This window comes from Pseudomonas sp. JC1203 (assembly GCF_056175065.1).
In genome coordinates this window covers 41,663-58,014 of sequence record NZ_JBWCAM010000014.1, presented here as the reverse complement: position 1 = coordinate 58,014, position 16,352 = coordinate 41,663, and the positions used below count along the sequence as shown (strand labels likewise).

Sequence of the window (16,352 nt, the reverse complement as noted above, 5' to 3'; positions counted from 1 at the left end):
GCCGATTCCTCGTTTGCGGCCCTGAGCGGCAGGGTTCGATACTGGGCCATCCGCCCTGTACGAGCCCGCAACCCGTGACCGATATCACCTACCGCTTCGCCCCCGCCTTCCAGGCGCCCACCGGTTCGGCGATCCGCGAGCTGTTCAAGTACCTGTCGCTGCCCGGCATGATCTCGTTCGCCGGCGGCTACCCGGCTACTTCTTTCTTCGACCAGCCCAACCTTGCCATCGCGGCCGAGCGCGCCCTGCGCGACAACCCGGTGGACTGCCTGCAATACGCCGCCACCGACGGCCTGCCGCTGCTGCGCGAGCAGCTGGCGGCGTTGATGGCGCGGCGCGGGGCGCCAGTGGCGGTGGATGAATTGATGGTGACCACGGGCTCGCAGCAGGGCCTGGACCTGTTGATCAAGGTGCTGCTCAGCCCCGGTGAGCGGGTGCTGGTGGAGCGGCCTACCTACCCGGCGGCGCTGCAGGCGTTCCGCCTGGCCGGCATGCAGGTGGACAGCGCCGCCACCGACGCTCACGGCTTGGATACCGAGCGCCTGGCCGAGCAGTTGGCGGCGCACCCAGGCGGCATTCGCCTGCTGTACTGCGTGCCGACCTTTGCCAACCCCACGGGTGCCTGCCTGCCCCTGGAGCGGCGGCTGGCGTTGCTGCAGCTGGCCGCCGAGCACGATTTCCTGATCATCGAGGATGACCCCTACGGCGCCCTGCGCTTTGCCGGTGCGCAAGTGCCGTCGTTGCTGGCGCTGGCCGCCCAGGTCGACGGCGCGGCCGGCCGGGTGGTGCACTTGTCCAGCCTGTCCAAGGTGGTGGCGCCGGGCTTGCGCATCGGCTGGTTGATTGCGCCGGCGCCCATTCGCCAACGCTGCGTGATTGCCAAGCAGACGGTCGACCTGTGCACCGCGCCATGGGCGCAGCAGGTCGCCGCGCTGTACCTGGCCGCTGGCGCGCTGGAGCGGGCGCTGCCGGGGCTGGCCCAGGGCTACGGGGACAAATGCGCGCGCATGCTCGCAGGGCTCGAAGGCCTGGCGGACGTATTGGAGGTGTCGCCGCCACAGGGCGGGATGTTCATCTGGGGGCGTTGTCGCGGTGGGGTGGATGCCACGCAGCTGTTGCAGCGCGCCATCGAGCAGCGGGTGATGTTCGTGCCGGGCAGTGCGTTTTTCGCCCAGGCCCCCGACGCCAGCAGCCTGCGGTTGTCGTTCGCCGCGCCGTCACTGGAACAGATCGATGAAGGGCTGGTGCGCCTGGGACGGTCGTTCGGCTGACCGCCCCGGCACCGGTGTCGCTTAGAAGAACACTTTCAGCAGGAAGCTGGCGGTGTTCTGGTTGGTTTCGAAGCTGTGGGTGCTTTCGATGCCGTACTTGTCTTTCCAGTAGTCGTATTCGAAACCGACGTACAGGGTTTTCTCGTTCCAGTTCAGCGCCTTGCCCAGGTCATACTTGACCTGCGGGTTGAAGTGCAGGTTCTTGTGGTAGTCGCCGTTCTTGTTCGAATCGCTGCCGATGACCCAGTCCATGTAGCCATCGATCAGGATGTCGGACTTGCCCACTGGGATGGTGTAGGACCATACCGGGGTGATCTGCCAGACGTTGTTGCCGGCGCGGTCGCCGTCGACGATGCGGTCGTAGAAGTTCAGCTGGAAGTAGTCGAAGCCCGGGATGTTCAGGTCGAAGCCCGGGCCGATCAGGTAGGACTCTACATCACCCTCGCCGAACTCGTAGGTCATGGCCAGGAGCACGTCCTTGACCGGGCCAAAGCCGATTTGCTGGCCGAAGATCTTGCTGGCCGACAGGCGTGGGCTGAATTCGCCATACAGGGTGTTGTTGCCGACGCCGGAATCTTTCTTGCCGTTGTAGAAGATGTTGTCCACGAACAGGAAGTTGTCACCGTACTTCCAGCTGTCGGCGTGTTCGAACGTGATGGTCTGCTGGTTCTCGGGGTTGACCTTGAAGTTTTGCCCGTACAGGTAGGTCAGGCTGTTGCTCTGCCACTGCAGCCAGCCGCCGTCGTCGGCCATGGCCTGGCCCCCGGCCGTTAAGCTTGCGGCCACCATCAGGCTCGAAAGAGTGCGTTTCATTGGTTAGCTCCCAGGTTTGATTTCAGTCTGTTTTTCTAAGGTGGCGCTCTGTGGCGGCGCCTTTTTTGGTTGCGTTAAAAGTCGTCCAACCGGTCAACTTCCTCTGCGGCGCAACTGAGTTAGCAAGAGCCTTGCCAAGGCCGACGCACAGCCAAAGAAATCCCGTCGGCTGCTGTGAATAGCAGTCGAAAGTGGTTCGATTGGCTGCAAACGGCGACGCGGCAGGGCAGGGGGCCCAGTCTTGTACAAGAGGTCAGCTTTATCGGGGAAAAAATCCCCCCGGTTTTACGCGGGCGCGCAGATTACTGACTCACGCGGCGCGGCTCAAGTGCTCCGTTACAGAGCAGGCCCAGCAAAAGTGGGGCACTCGGTCAGCTTTTCGACCGGCGCCCCCCCAAGATCAATGCTGATGCGCCGCCCTGGACAGGGCTTCGCGCTCGGCGCCGCCGAGCACATTGAACAGCAGGTTGAGCAGCACCGCGCTCAACGTCGCCATGGCGATGCCGCTGTGGGTGATGGGGCCCATCCAATCCGGCAGCTGGGAAAAGAACTCCGGCCGCACCACCGGGATCAGCCCCATGCCGATGCTCACCGCCACCAACAGCTGGTTGCGGCGGTCGCCGATGTCGGCTTCCTGGAGGATCTTGATGCCGGTGGCCGCCACCATGCCGAACATGGCAATGGCCGCGCCGCCCAGCACCGCAGGTGGAATGGAGGCCACCAGGAAGGCGGCCTTGGGCAGCAGGCTGAGGGCAATGAGGAAGCCGCCAGCCACCACCGTCACCGAACGGCAGCGCACGCCGGTCATCTGCACCAGGCCGATGTTCTGGGCGAACGAGGAGTGGGTGAAGGTGTTGAAGAAGCCCGCCGCGAACGAGGCGGCGGCGTCGCACAGCAAGCCACGACGGAGCATGCCGGGGGTGACTTCACGGTCGGTGATCTTGCCCAGGGCCAGGAACATGCCGGTGGACTCGACAAAGATGATCACCACCACCAGGCACATGGACAGCACCGGCGCCAGGCTGAAGGTGGGCATGCCGAAGTGCAGCGGCGTGACCACTTGCAGCCAGGGCGCGGTGGCCAGGCCGGACAGGTCGACCATGCCGATCAGCCCGGAAATGAGGTAGCCCAGCAACATGCCGATGAGCACGGCAATGTTGACCCAGAAGCCGCTCATGAAACGGTGGATCAGCAGGATGGTGGCCAGCACCAGCCCGGCGACGATGAGGTAGATGGGCGAGCCGAACTGCACTGCCTTGGCGCCGCCACCGGCCCAGTTCACCGCCACCGGGAACAGCGACAGGCCGATCGAAGTAATGACCGTGCCGGTGACCAGCGGTGGGAAGAAACGCACGATTTTCGACATGAACGGGGCGATGATCATGCCGAAGAAGCCGGCGGCGATGGTTGCGCCGAAGATGCCCGGCAAGCCCACGCCCTGCATGCCGGCCATGGCCACCATGCTGCCGACGGCGGCGAAGCTGGCGCCCATCATCACCGGCATGCGGATGCCCAAGGCGCCGATGCCCAGCGACTGCACCACGGTGGCAACGCCGGCCACCAGCAGGTCGGCGTTGATCAGGAAGGCGATTTCCTCACGGGAAAGGCCGGCGGCCTGTCCGATGATCAGCGGCACCGCGATGGCGCCTCCATACATCAGCAAAACATGTTGCAAACCCACCAGAATCAGTTGCAGCAACGGCAGGGGCTGTCGTGGTGGCGCAGCAGGGATGCGCGCGTGGATTGACTCGGACATGCAACACCTCAAATCTTGTTTTTATTTTTCGGTTAGCAGTACCCGTAGCAGCTGCCGCCAGGCGGCGTCCGGCAGCCGCACGGTGGCGTGGCCGGACGCCGCCTGGCGGCAGCTGCTACGAACGATCCATCAGTTGGTTTGCGCTCCGTTGGCGATCCACTGGCCCACCAGGTTGCGCTCGTCCTGGGTCATCTGGGTGATGTTGCCCAACGGCATGATCTGGCTGGCCACGGCCTGCGCCTGGATGCGCGGGGCCAGCTGCTGGATCTGCTGCGGGGTGTCGAACATGATCCCGGCAGGCGCGGTGGAGAACAGCGGGCTGGTCGGCTTGGCCGAGTGGCACACCGCGCAGCGCTCCTGGATCACCCCGTGCACCTTGTCGAAGTCCACCGGGTTGCTGGCCTGGGCCGGCTGTTCAGCGGGCGCGGCTGCAGGTGCGGCCGGCATTTCGTCGGCGCGCTTGCCGCCGATGGCGGTGCCCGGCAGCGGCTGGTACTCGATGGCCGGTGCCTTGGCCACGTCGGCGCTGTTGCCCATTTGCATGGGGCCGGTGACGAACGCCAGGCAGATCATGCCCAGGGCGCCGGCAGGCAGGGCCCAGGCGAACTTGTGGCTGTTGTGGCGGGTGTTGAAGTAGTGGCGCACCACCACGGCCACCACGGCGATGCCGGCCAGGATCAGCCAGTTGTAGTGGCTGCCGTAGGTGCTGGGGAAGTGGTTGCTGATCATGATGAACAGCACGGGCAGGGTGAAGTAGTTGTTGTGGCGCGAACGCAGCAGGCCCTTGGCCGGCAGGGTCGGGTCGGGCGTGCGGTTCTCGGCGATGGCCGCCACCAGTGCGCGCTGGGCGGGCATGATGATGCGGAACACGTTGCCGACCATGATGGTGCCGATGATGGCGCCGGTGTGCAGGTACGCACCGCGGCCGCTGAACACCTGGCTGAAGCCATAGCAAGCGGCGATGATCAGTACGAACAGCACCAGGCCCAGCAGGCCCGGGCGCTTGCCCAGGGGCGAGTCGCACAGTTGGTCGTAGATGAACCAGCTGGCGACCAGCGCACCGACGCCGATGGCAATGCCTTCCGGCCCGCTGAGGGTGCTGCCGGGGGCCAGCAGGTAAAGCAAGGGGTTGGAGTAGAACACCACGCACAGCAGCACGATGCCCGACATCCAGGTCCAGTAGGCTTCCCATTTGAACCAGTGCAGGTTGTCCGGCATGGTCGGCGGGGCCAGCTTGTATTTTTCCAGGTGGTAGATGCCACCCCCGTGAATGGCCCACAAGTCACCGCTCAGGCCCTCACGCGGGTTGGCGCGATTGAGGTTGTTCTCCAGCCAGACGAAATAGAAGGATGCGCCGATCCAGGCGATCCCCACGATCATGTGAATCCAGCGCACGCCCAGATTCAGCCACTCCATCAGATGTGCTTGCACAGTTCTAACCTCTTGCCGTGCCACTGCGGTGCAATGGCCGGCCTTCTCTTATTGGTGGGGGGCGAGGACCAGCAGCTCGTCCTCATTGAAGAAATGCTCATCGCAGTTATTGCCAGTGCCACTGCGATCAACCACCAGGAAGTCATCCCGCTTTTCGATCGTCAGCACCGGGTGGTGCCAGACGCCGCGATGGTAATTGATGCCCTGCCTGCCATTGGTAATGAAGGCGCGGACCAAGCCTGATACAGGTGCATCGCCAAGTGGCGCGACCACGATCAGAAAGGGGTTGCCCAGCAGCGGCACGAAGGCCTGGCTGCCCAGCGGGTGGCGCTCCAGCATGTGCACGGTCAACGGCATGTCCAACACGTCGGCGCGGAAGATGCTGATGATCGCCTTGTCGTCGGGCGTGGCGGTCTCGACCGTGGCCAGACGATGGAAACGCATGGTCGAGCCGTTGTTGATCATGAAGTGGTCGCTGCCATCGGTTTCGATCACGTCACCGAAGGGGGCGAAGGCTTCTTTTGTCAGGGGCTCGATCACTAGTGTGCGCATTGTTCTATCTCTGAATTCGCTGTAATCGCGTAGCAGCTGCCGCAGGCGGCGTCCGGCCGTTGCACCGGTGTGCCTGGGGACGCAGCCTTCGGCAGCTGCTACGGGGTGGGTGTTACTTGGCGACCTTGCCCAGCACGCGCAAGCGGCTCACGCCACCGTCCGGGAACACGTTCAGGCGGATGTGGGTGATGGGCCCCAGGTCCTTGATCTGCTCCTGGAAGCTGTGCTCCTGGTGCATCTGCAGTTTCTGGCTGGTCAGCAGCTCGCGCCAGAACAGGCTCTGGGTCTCGATCTGGCTGTCGGTGCCGCCCTTGACGAAGGCGCCCTGGATCGAGCAGCTGTCGGGGTAGTTGCCCTTGAAGTGCAGGGTGTCGACGATCACTTGCTCGACGGTGCCGGCGTGGCCCAGGGCGACGATCACCCAGTCATTGCCTGGCGTGCGGCGGCGCGCGGTTTCCCAGCCGTCGCCCATGTTGATGCCACGGCCCGGGTTGAGGATGTTGCTCATGCGCCCGAAGTGCTCGTCGGAGCAGGCCAGGGCGCGGCCACCATTGAGGGCGCTGGCCAGGTCGACCTGTTCGTTGTCGCCGGTGGCCGACCAGTCGCGGAACGGCACGCCGTACACGCGCAGGCGCGCCACGCCGCCGTCCGGGTAGATGTTGAAGCGCAGGTGGGTGTAGGCCTGGGCGTCGTTGATTTCGTGGTAGTGGTGGCTGTTGCCTGCAAGCTCCACCGCCGGCAGCACTTCAGTCCACTGGGTGGCGTCGGTGGGGTCGCCGTCGGCGACGAAGCAGCCTTCCAGCGAGGCCGAAGGCGGGTAGTTGCCGGTGAAGAACGAGGTGTCGATGTCCACGCCCTTGATCGAACCCGGCACGCCCAGGCGGATCACCGCGCTGTCGTAGCCTTCGAAGCGTTTGCGGCGCGATTCCCAGCCGTCCATCCATTTGCCGTTGTCGTCGAACACGCCTTCCTTCCACACCGCGGGGGTGGGCTGGAACAGGCGGTTGACGTCGGCGAACCAGTCGTCGGTGACCGAGATGGCCTTGGTGCCCAGGCGCGCGTCGGCCAGGTTGACGAACTTCTCGAAGGGTGCGGCGTATGCTTTCATTTTTTCTTGTCTGCCTTGAATGAGTGGCTGGGGAGGCTTGCGGGGCCCTGGGTGCACTCGGTTGGTCCTGGGTGCGCTCGGGCCAGGCTCGCTATAGGGTCAGTAAGCGGAACAGGGCAATCTTGTTGATCTGCGCCAGGGCTTCCTTGAACTCGGCCTCGACCGAGTTGTGGATACGCACCTCGAACGCGGCGAGGATCTGATGCCGGTTGCTGCCTTTCACTGCCATGATGAAGGGGAACTTGAACTTGGCCTTGTAGGCGTCGTTCAACTCCGTGAAGCGCTGGAACTCTTCGGTGGTGCATTGGTGAATACCGGCGCCGGCCTGTTCGTTGGTGCTGGCTTCGGTCAGTTCGCCCTGGACGGCAGCCTTGCCGGCCAGGTCGGGGTGCGCGTTGATCAGTGCCAGTTGGCTTTCGTGATCGGCGCTCAACAGGATGTCGCTCATGCGCTGGTGCAGGGTTTCGACCTGGTCCAGTTCGGTGCCCTGGCCCAGGTCGTAGGCTTTTTCAGCCACCCATGGCGAGTGTTCGTAGATGTCGGCGAAGGCGGCGACGAAGGCGTCGCGGCCCAGGGCCGACGGCTTCAGGGTCTGGAAAGCGGTCATTGCGCGGCCTCTGGCGTGCAGGGGTGGGTTTCGTGCCAGTGGCGGGCGATGTCGACGCGGCGGGCGAACCACACCTGCTCGTGGCCTTTCACGTAGTCGATGAAGCGCATCAGCGAAGCGAGGCGGGCAGGGCGGCCGATCAGCCGGCAATGCAGGCCGATGGAAAGCATCTTCGGCGCTTCGGCACCCTCGGCGTACAGCACGTCGAAGGCGTCCTTCAGGTATTCGAAGAAATCGTCGCCCTTGTTGAAGCCCTGCACCTGGGTGAAGCGCATGTCGTTGGTGTCCAGGGTGTAGGGAATCACCAGGTGCGGCTTGCCGGTGGGGTTGTTGCTTTCCCAATAGGGCAGGTCGTCGTCGTAGGTGTCGGAGTCATACAGGAAACCGCCTTCTTCCATCACCAGGCGGCGGGTGTTGGGGCCGGTACGGCCGGTGTACCAGCCCAGCGGGCGCTCGCCGCTGATTTCGGTGAGGATGCGGATCGCTTCGAGCATGTGCTCGCGTTCCTGGTTTTCATCCATGTACTGGTAGTCGATCCAGCGGTAGCCGTGGCTGCAGATCTCGTGGCCGGCATCGACCATGGCGCGGATCACGTCAGGGTGGCGTTGGGCGGCCATGGCCACGGCGAAAATGGTCAGCGGGATGCCCGCTTCCTTGAATACTTTCAGCACGCGCCACACGCCGGCACGGCTGCCGTATTCGTACAGCGATTCCATGCTCATGTTGCGCTCGCCCTGCAGTGGCTGGGCAGCCACCATCTCGGACAGGAAGGCTTCGGATTCCTTGTCGCCGTGGAGGATGTTGCGCTCGCCACCTTCTTCGTAATTGAGCACGAACGACAGGGCAATGCGCGCATTGCCAGGCCAGCGAGGGTGGGGCGGGTTGGGGCCGTAACCGATCAGGTCGCGTGGGTAATCAGCGCTCACTGCTTGCATCCTTCTTCGCGTCATTAGGGTGGCGGGTGGCCCCGATGAGGTTGGCGACCCGGCGATGGAATGATTGTATACAACTTTATGATCGATTTGTAAGCCTGTTTTTTCCCAATCATCGCCTTCGATGGTCAGTTTCTTTCCTTGCAAAATACTTGCCTGACTGGTCAGGTATTTGACTGATCGGTCACGTAGCGCTTGCATTACCGGGCTTATCCCCTGTTTGGAGGGGCTGCGCAGGGGCGTCGAAAAAAGGTCGCAAATATTGTGTACAATTTTATTTGAAAATGTCTTAATGTTGTTGTGTTGGATGCCTTGGCCGCCCTGAAATGGTGCGTAGGGCTTCGGAAAACCGGATGAAGTGAGGCACGAGACGCAAATGGGACGTTTGACTACGCATGTGCTGGACGCCGCCCACGGCTGCCCCGGCAGCTCGATCAAGGTCGAGCTTTATCGCGTCGAGGGCCAGCAGCTGGAATTGGTGGCCCAGGCGCTGACCAACAGTGATGGCCGTTGTGACGCACCGCTGTTACAGGGTGATGACTACCGCAGCGGCGTGTACCAGCTGCAGTTCGCTGCCGGCGACTACTACCGCGCCCGTGGCGTGGCCATGCCTGACCCGGCGTTCCTGGACGTGGTGGTGCTGCGGTTCGGCATCAGTGCCGAGCAGGATCATTACCACGTGCCGTTGCTGCTCTCGCCTTACAGCTACTCGACTTACCGCGGCAGCTGAGCTGCGCGCGCTCCTTCGTTGGTACCTCTTGCCCGCCCACACTGCGGGCTTTTTTTATTCTTCACGAAACGTCGGGTCGGGAAATCACGCTCCTGTGGAAACGGGGTATGTAACTACCGCAGGTAGGGCTCTGGGCTCCGGCTCAATGGGGGCTTCCCCCTAGAGGAGCCATACCCATGAACGATACCTTCCAACACCTTCAGGCTACCGGCCAGGCCATCGACGCGAACATGCACGCCATGCCCAGGTTTACCGCCTGGGCCCGAGCGCGCTTTGCCAGCGCCGTGCACTGCGCTTTCGCCCCCGCTATCGTCGAAATCGACCTGGCCAGCGTGCGCACGCCCGACAGCCAGCAGAGCTTGGCCCAGGCACTGTTCCAGCGCATCGCCGGTACCTACGTCAGCTACGATGCCTCGGCGTCGACGTTGTGCTGGCGCGACGACACGCCGGTGCCAGGCCGCTCGGGCGTGGACCTGGAGCGCTTGCTCGACGCGGTGGTCGTGGATCTGGCGGCTGATTTTCGCGAGGCACTGGAAGCGTTCTGGACGCCGGAAACCGAGCAAAGCATGGCCGTGCAGGCCCGCGAGCTGATGATCGGGCTCTCTACCCTCAAGGGGGTCAAGGGCCATTGGCGGCAGATCGACCATGACCAGGTGCTCAAGGCATTCCAGCAGCCCGCCCAGGCAGGGCTGTTCAGCGTGCAATTGAAACTGCCCGACGGTTCGGTTCGACCGCTGGCTGGGGTGCTGCTGGTCACCTCCAGCGCCGATGCCGGCGCCCCCACCGCCGCCGGCCCGGCGCCTGGCCGAGTGCAGGTGTATGTGCCCGGGCTGGGCTGGGACGTGGCCAGGCAGGGCCTGTTTGCCTACCTGGATGCCTGGCTCGAGCCGCCGATGTGGCAGCAGGTCGGCCTGCTGGCAAGCATTGACCAGCGGGAGCTGCCGCCCCTGCACGACTGGACATGGGAATGCCTGCCCCTGACCCTCAGCCCCGAAGCGGGTGCCGTAGCGGCTGCCCGTCGACAGCACCGGGTGGATGCGGCGAGCGTGTTGCGAACCACCGGCATTGCCGATGCTCAACAGCTCGACCTCGCCTTGGCCAGGGTCATCCCCGGGCTGGGGGCCAGCGCGGCGCTAGACCTGCACCAGCGATCCCTCGCCGCCAAGGCCCTGCGCGCCGCCGTGCCGGAGTGGTTCAAGCACGCAAGTCCCGAACAGGTGGAGGTTCACGACCGCAAGCAGGCCCTGTGCCTGGTCGAGCTGGAAGCGCTGCAGGCCGAGTTGGGAGAGTACGCTGGGTGGCCACTGTTCCTGCGTGAGCGCCTGGCCCGCGCGGTGAAGACGGCGACCGGCGTGGTGTTGGAGCCTGAGCACCTGTTGTTGACTATCCAGCGCCAGGTGGAAAAAGCCGTCGACAAGGTGGTGACGGTCAAGTCGCTGTACGACCTCGGCGCCCATGGCCTGCCGGCTGGGGACGAGCAGGACGACGCCGATTTCATCCAGCACACCACCTTGAGCTATCACGGCAAGCCGCTGCCGGCCCAGTGGTCGGCACTGACGCCCAAGGCGCTGGCCCAGGTACTGGCGCCCCTGCAATTGGCGGTTACCTACGCCAATACTGTGGCCAGCGCCTGGGGCGAGCCTGCCCGCCGGTGTGGCCGTGGCCTGTTCTTCGCGCGCCTGGACTACCTGGCGTGGCAGGCATTGATGCGCAAGCACCTCACCCAGCCGCAGTATGATGATGTCCTGGCCGCCTGCCTGGGCCGGGACGTGCTGTGCACGCTGCATCGCCTGAGCATTAACAGCATTGTCGTGCCCAGCGCGCTGTTGGTGCGCCGCATGGGCAGTGACGGCACGCTCCAGGCGCTGTACCTCTATACCCCCGACGCCCCGGACGGCAATGCCTGGCGCGTATTCGCCAACGGCCAGCAACTGGGCCTGGCGGTGCTGGGCTGGGCCGCGCGCAAGGCCATGCGTGACTACCTGCTGAGGGGGCTGCTGCCCATCGACGGCAAACTGTTGCAGGCATTCCTGGAGCAAGAGGCAACCCAGCCCGAGGCCGGCTTCCGCAGCGTGCAGGTCAGCGAGCAGGTCGCGCTCAAGGCGGCCATGACCACGGCGGTGGACCTGCACCTGGCCGGGGAAGCCGCGACGCTGCCTGCCTGGCATCGCACCGCCAGCGCCGAGCAGTTGCGTGAATGGGCGCGCCTCGAGGCGCAGTTGGCGGTGACCCTGGAGTGTCACCAGCAGCCGCGGTTCCAGGCGCAGTCGTTCGAGGCCTTCAGCCACGCCGAAGCCAAGCGCGCGTTCAATACCCTGCAAGGCACCCCAGGGGGCGAGGTCGACCCCGACCAGGTATTCGTCACCCTGTATGGCGAGCGTAAAAGCTACACCGCCTGGTACATCGCCGGTTTCGATGAGGCCACCAATCTGCTGCATGACGACGAGATGGAGATCGAGGCGCCCTGGGGCGTGGAGGTGTCGAGAATACCTGCCCGCGGCTTTGGCCGCTCGGTAGCCAGCACCCAGGTGGTCAAGCGCTTCTGCGCCAGTGTCGAGCAACACTTGATCGGCGATGACGCCCCGCACAGGGACGCGCATCGCACCCTCCGCACGCAGTTGCTACGCTTGCAGCTCCAGCGTGCGGCACTGATGGCGCTGCTGCAGGCCCGCGTCGACCAGCGCCAGTACCAGTGGCTCATCGCGACCGCCGACAGCCTGCACGCGCACGATGCCGCCACCCGCGCTCGCCACCCGGTACACGAGTTGGTGTTCACCGACACCCATTACACGGCGCTGCAGAAGCTGGCGAGTTGGGTCCTGTATGTAGACGAGCTGCTGGCCACCCGCAGTGAGGTGGATGGCGTCTACGTGGTCAAACAGGGCGACGAGGCCTTCCTGCTGCTGCCCGACGCCCCGGACGGCGTCGAACTGCGCGCGCTGGCGAATTTTGCCGGCGACCTCGACAGCGACGAGCATCGTTTCAACCTGGCCCATGCCGAGCCGCAAGACAGCGACTGGCGCTTGTCCGCCGACTTCCCCGGCGACCGCGCTAGCCAGAGCCTCAAGGCCTACTTCCTCAAGCGCGTGGGGTTGAAGGTGCAGGGCCGCCTGGCGGACCAGCTGGACGCGTTCCTGTACGGCATGAGTCACGGCCCGCAGCTAGGCGCGGCCATTACCCAGCCCGGCGTGACCTTCTTCGACCAGCGCGTGAAGCGCTCGGTGAAACGCATCGAACACCAGTACCCGGTGGCCGAGCAGTTGCAGATTTTCCGTGAGGCGTGGGTGTGGGTCGAGGTAGGCATCAGCCTGGCCCTGTTGCCGTTCCCGCCGGCGGCGTTGGCGGCGGGCGCGCTGTTTGCCATCAAGGACCTGCTGTTGGCCATCGACGCCTACCAGGCAGGCGACCCTGAGGGCGCAAAGCAATACCTGCTGGGCGCGGTGCTCAATGGCCTGGGGGCCCTGGCCGACGGCGCCCAGTTGCTGAAGGTGATGGCGGCGGCACGTGGCGCTGCTGCTTTGAACAAGACCGCTGCGTTACTGGGCGACGCAGCCAATAGCAGCATCGACAGCCGCTTTGCCCTGGCACACGAGCCCAAGGGCATGACCTTGGTGACCACAGGGGAGTACGTGGGCACCTACCTCGGCGCCACCGGCGACAACGGCTTGCCCACGCGCTATGTGCGCCCCAAGGATGGCGACGGCAGCCTGTACCGGTTCGAGAAGACGGGTGCCGACGGTTACCACGACTATCGGCTGGTGCCATCGCCCCAGGGGGCCTTCGTGGCGTCACGGCCTATGGTGGAGCGTGGGGTGGACGGTGCCTGGTATTTCTCGCGGGGCCATCTGTTGGGCGGTGCACCTCGCCGGCTGCCGGCACAGATGACGCGGGCACGGGTGATTCATTCGGTGCTCAACGGCCTTGAGTATCCCGAGCGGGTGCGCCTCTTCGGCCCCTTGGCCGAGGCTGCCCCCACGCAGATATGGCAGACATTCCAGTTCGACCGCGTCATCAGCCTGGACGTGGAAGCGCTGATGGTCAGCTACATGCGCCAGCACCGTACGCTGCCACCCTGGGCCGATCAATTCGTCCGGCCCATCATGGACACCCCACATACCATGGTGAACCGGCGATACCCCATGACCCCGCAGGCGTGGAACAGCATCCAGGGGCACTTTGCGTTTCCGCCGGCCGACTATGCGCCTCGAATGACCGAGCTGGCGCTGTCCATCGAAATCTTCGGCCATGTACCCGACTGGGCCCTGCCTTACGTGATCAACAGCTTCGGCATACCGGCGGATGCCGTGCCGGCGCACCTGCACAGGTTGCTGCAGGATGCGGTGCCGCGCCGGGTATTGGTTGCCAGGCGCCTCAAGGCACCGGAGACGCCGCAGGGCAGCAGCTCATCCTCCGGCTCAAGTGGTTCGGTGGGTTCCCTGGAGGACCTGGGGGGCGATTATGTGCCGCTGGACGATCTGCCGACGCCAGAGTCGCTGTCGCCGGGTTCCCCCGGCTCGTCCGCGTCCCTCGAGGATCTGGCCCTGACACCCGTGCCGCTGGACGAGCTGCCGGTGCCGGAGCTGTTCCTGCCAAGCCTGGACCTTGAGGGGCAGACGTTCTACCGGCTCGAGCTGATGGCCTCGCAGGTGGGCGAATCCACGACCTGGATGCAACTGCCGGCGGACGGGGCCTCTGCCGTGGAACGCTTCGAGCGGCGCACACCCTTGCACCTGGTGTTGCACAGCGATGGCTTCTCCGAGGCGCAGCCTTGGTTCCCCACGCCCATTGTCGATGAGTTGCGCCTGCGCGTGCCGGGCATAGAGCCTGAGTCCAGCGCCAGGCTGGCCCAGTGGTTGTTCGCGCGGCATCTGCCACAGGAGCACGCCATGACCACCTCGGGCATCCGCGGGTTGCGCCAGAGCCTGGATGCACGGCCCGGCCAGCCAGGGGGGCTGGACGTGTTCGGCCTGCTGCCTGGATCGTCGACCGAGGACCTGCAACAGTTCCTCATGTTCCCCGCCCAGGTCGATACCCGTTTGGTGCTGGCGCCGCAATTCATCGCCACGCGGTTCGAAACGCGTGGCAGGGAAATGCTGGCCCTGCTGGGGTACGAGGTGATGTTCGCCAGCGTGATCCCTAACCGCAGCATCATGGACATGATTGTCAGGATGCCCGCTCCAGCCGGTGCCAACCAACGGCTTCACTACGTCCGGCTGCTCAGCAACTCCCCGGGACGGGTAGCGAGCCTGAACAGCCGCAACGCCCCATTCGATTTCGCCCAGGGCTTTTGCAATGATTGGCGCGGGACCCTGGGCAGCGAATCCGAGCGGATGTTCCTGCGCCTGAACGTGCCGGTGGAAAACCTGGCGCGGCAAGCCTTTGCTTCAGCGTTGGGCGATGGCCGCGTCACCGTGGTGTTCGTCGCCATCCCTACCCAGAACCATAGTCTGGTGTACATGGCCGCGATTCCCCCCGCGCCCTGACCCTTGCCCCTGCTGAGTTGGCCGGCCCGTTCCCCACGGGCCGGCCTTTCGCGCTACTATCGACCTGATACCTCCACCCACCGAATGGAACTCGTCGAGTCGATTTATGAGAAAAGCAGCAGGTATAGCAGCCGGTGTCATCATTGCCGCAGGCGTCGTGGCCACGGCCGGCGCGTGGTACACGGGCACGCGCCTGGAAGGCGTGCTGCAGGATGCCATCGCCCAGGCCAACACGCAGCTGGCGCAGTCTGGCCGCAATGCCGATGGCAGCCCGCAGTTCAGCGCCGAACTGGTTTCGCTGGACCGCCACTGGTTCAGCAGCACCGCCCATTACCGCCTGAACGTGCAGATGCCGCATGCCCAGCCTGCGCATTTCCTGCTGGTGGACCATATCGAGCACGGCCCGTTGCCGCTGTCGCGCCTGTTGACGTTGCGCCTGGCACCGGTGATGGCGGCGAGCAACACCGAACTGGAAAACAGCCCCGACAGCGCCCAATGGTTTGCCATGAACAACGGCCAGGCGCCGCTCAAGGGCCACTCGGTGATTCACTACGGGCTGAGCAGCGAGACCACCTTCGATTTCCTGCCGCTGGAGTCCAAGGAGCCGGGCAAGACCCTGAAGTTCTCGGGCCTGACGCTGACCGTCAACGGCAGCGCCGACGCGCACAAATATGAGCTCACCGGCAACATGGACAGCCTGTCGGTTGACGTGGCCGGCGAAAACGGCCCGGTGCACGCCGACGCCAGCGGCCTGACCATTTACAGTGGCGGCACCAAGGGCCAGTCCGGCTTCTACCTGGGCCACACCGAACTCAAGCTGGCCGGCGCCAACGTGCAGACGCCCGACGCGCCGGCCGTGGCGCTCACCGGCTTTACCGGCAGCGGGCTGATGCAGGAAGTGGAAGGCAAGCTGTCTGCCGAGGCTACCTACGAGATCGCTTCCATCACCGTGGGCAACCAGCCTATCGGCGCGGCACAGATGGTGTGGAAGTTCGACAACTTCGACATCCCTGCCAGCAAGGCGCTGTACGCGTTGTACGTGGCCAAGATCGCCCCGCAGCAGCAGGCTGCGGCGGCTGCCGGTGTGCCCCTGGCGCTGAAGCTCAGCGATGCCGACCAGCAGCAGTTGAACGCCGACCTGCTGGCGTTGCTGGCGGCCAAACCGCACATCGAGCTGGAAAAGCTTTCGCTGAAGACCGCCAACGGTGAAAGCCAGGCCAACCTGGTCGTCGACCTGGCCAGCCCGGGTTCGCTGGAGCAGCAGTCCGAAGCGCTGGGCAAGAAGGTGATCGGCCTGCTGGACGCCAACGTTACCCTGTCCAAGCCCATGCTGGTGGACCTGGCCAGCGCGCAAGCGCACCTGCAGGGCCAGACCGACAAGGACGCGGTGGCGTTGCAGGCGAAAAACGTCAGCGACTCCATCAGCGGCATGGCGGTGATGACGCAGTTGGGCAAGGTGGAAGGTGACAACGTCACCAGCCGCCTGCACTACGCCGACGGCATGGTGACGTTCAATGGCCAGAAAATGACCGTGGAACAGTTCGCGGGCTATATCGGCAACCTGCTGGGGCAGCAACAGGCGCAACGCTGACATCCCAGCACGCGGCCTTGCGGCCGCGGGAACCCCGCACCCGTATGCGCCGCCCCCCCCCCGCCGACCAAACGCTCG

General features: G+C 64.8%; 11 protein-coding genes. 4 read left to right on the top strand and 7 right to left on the bottom strand.

The annotated features are described in order from the left end of the window. Positions 1 to 74 precede the first annotated feature (74 nt). Positions 75 to 1,271: an aminotransferase-like domain-containing protein gene (locus tag AC0SZ7_RS20445; protein ID WP_475506096.1), complete on the top strand. Its 1,197-nt coding sequence runs from the start codon at positions 75 to 77 to the stop codon at positions 1,269 to 1,271. 21 nt (positions 1,272 to 1,292) lie between these two features. Here AC0SZ7_RS20445 and AC0SZ7_RS20440 read toward each other — a convergent pair whose 3' ends face one another. From AC0SZ7_RS20440 to puuE, 7 genes are all read right to left on the bottom strand, one after another. Then, the gene (locus AC0SZ7_RS20440) at positions 1,293 to 2,084 is read right to left on the bottom strand and encodes an outer membrane protein OmpK (RefSeq protein WP_475506095.1); all 792 of its coding nucleotides are present in this window, start codon (positions 2,082 to 2,084) and stop codon (positions 1,293 to 1,295) included. 400 nt (positions 2,085 to 2,484) lie between these two features. Then, complete coding sequence (locus AC0SZ7_RS20435; RefSeq protein ID WP_475506094.1) at positions 2,485 to 3,840, bottom strand: nucleobase:cation symporter-2 family protein; 1,356 nt, start codon at positions 3,838 to 3,840, stop codon at positions 2,485 to 2,487. Positions 3,841 to 3,969: 129 nt separating this feature from the next. Continuing rightward, complete coding sequence (locus AC0SZ7_RS20430) at positions 3,970 to 5,271, bottom strand: urate hydroxylase PuuD (protein ID WP_475506093.1); 1,302 nt, start codon at positions 5,269 to 5,271, stop codon at positions 3,970 to 3,972. Between the two features lie 48 nt (positions 5,272 to 5,319). Beyond that, positions 5,320 to 5,823, bottom strand: coding sequence for an ureidoglycolate lyase (locus AC0SZ7_RS20425; protein WP_475506092.1), 504 nt, complete (start codon positions 5,821 to 5,823; stop codon positions 5,320 to 5,322). A gap of 112 nt (positions 5,824 to 5,935) precedes the next feature. After that, complete coding sequence (gene alc / locus AC0SZ7_RS20420; RefSeq protein ID WP_475506091.1) at positions 5,936 to 6,931, bottom strand: allantoicase; 996 nt, start codon at positions 6,929 to 6,931, stop codon at positions 5,936 to 5,938. Between the two features lie 91 nt (positions 6,932 to 7,022). Beyond that, positions 7,023 to 7,538, bottom strand: a complete 516-nt coding sequence (uraD, locus tag AC0SZ7_RS20415; RefSeq protein ID WP_475506090.1) for a 2-oxo-4-hydroxy-4-carboxy-5-ureidoimidazoline decarboxylase — start codon at positions 7,536 to 7,538, stop codon at positions 7,023 to 7,025. Beyond that, positions 7,535 to 8,464, bottom strand: a complete 930-nt coding sequence (gene puuE / locus AC0SZ7_RS20410; protein WP_475506089.1) for an allantoinase PuuE — start codon at positions 8,462 to 8,464, stop codon at positions 7,535 to 7,537. Before puuE ends, uraD begins: the two co-directional genes overlap by 4 nt. A 382-nt stretch (positions 8,465 to 8,846) precedes the next feature. Between puuE and uraH the strand changes: the two genes are divergently transcribed. The 3 genes from uraH (at position 8,847) to AC0SZ7_RS20395 (ending at position 16,274) form a co-directional block, all read left to right on the top strand. Further along, a complete protein-coding gene (gene uraH, locus AC0SZ7_RS20405) occupies positions 8,847 to 9,200 on the top strand; it encodes a hydroxyisourate hydrolase (protein ID WP_475506088.1) in 354 nt (117 codons plus the stop codon). Positions 9,201 to 9,376: 176 nt separating this feature from the next. Then, on the top strand, positions 9,377 to 14,683 hold the full coding sequence (locus tag AC0SZ7_RS20400) for a hypothetical protein (protein ID WP_475506087.1): 5,307 nt from the start codon (positions 9,377 to 9,379) through the stop codon (positions 14,681 to 14,683). 106 nt (positions 14,684 to 14,789) lie between these two features. Continuing rightward, positions 14,790 to 16,274 (top strand): YdgA family protein, encoded by a 1,485-nt coding sequence (locus AC0SZ7_RS20395; RefSeq protein ID WP_475506086.1) that lies wholly within the window; start codon positions 14,790 to 14,792, stop codon positions 16,272 to 16,274. Positions 16,275 to 16,352 lie beyond the last annotated feature (78 nt).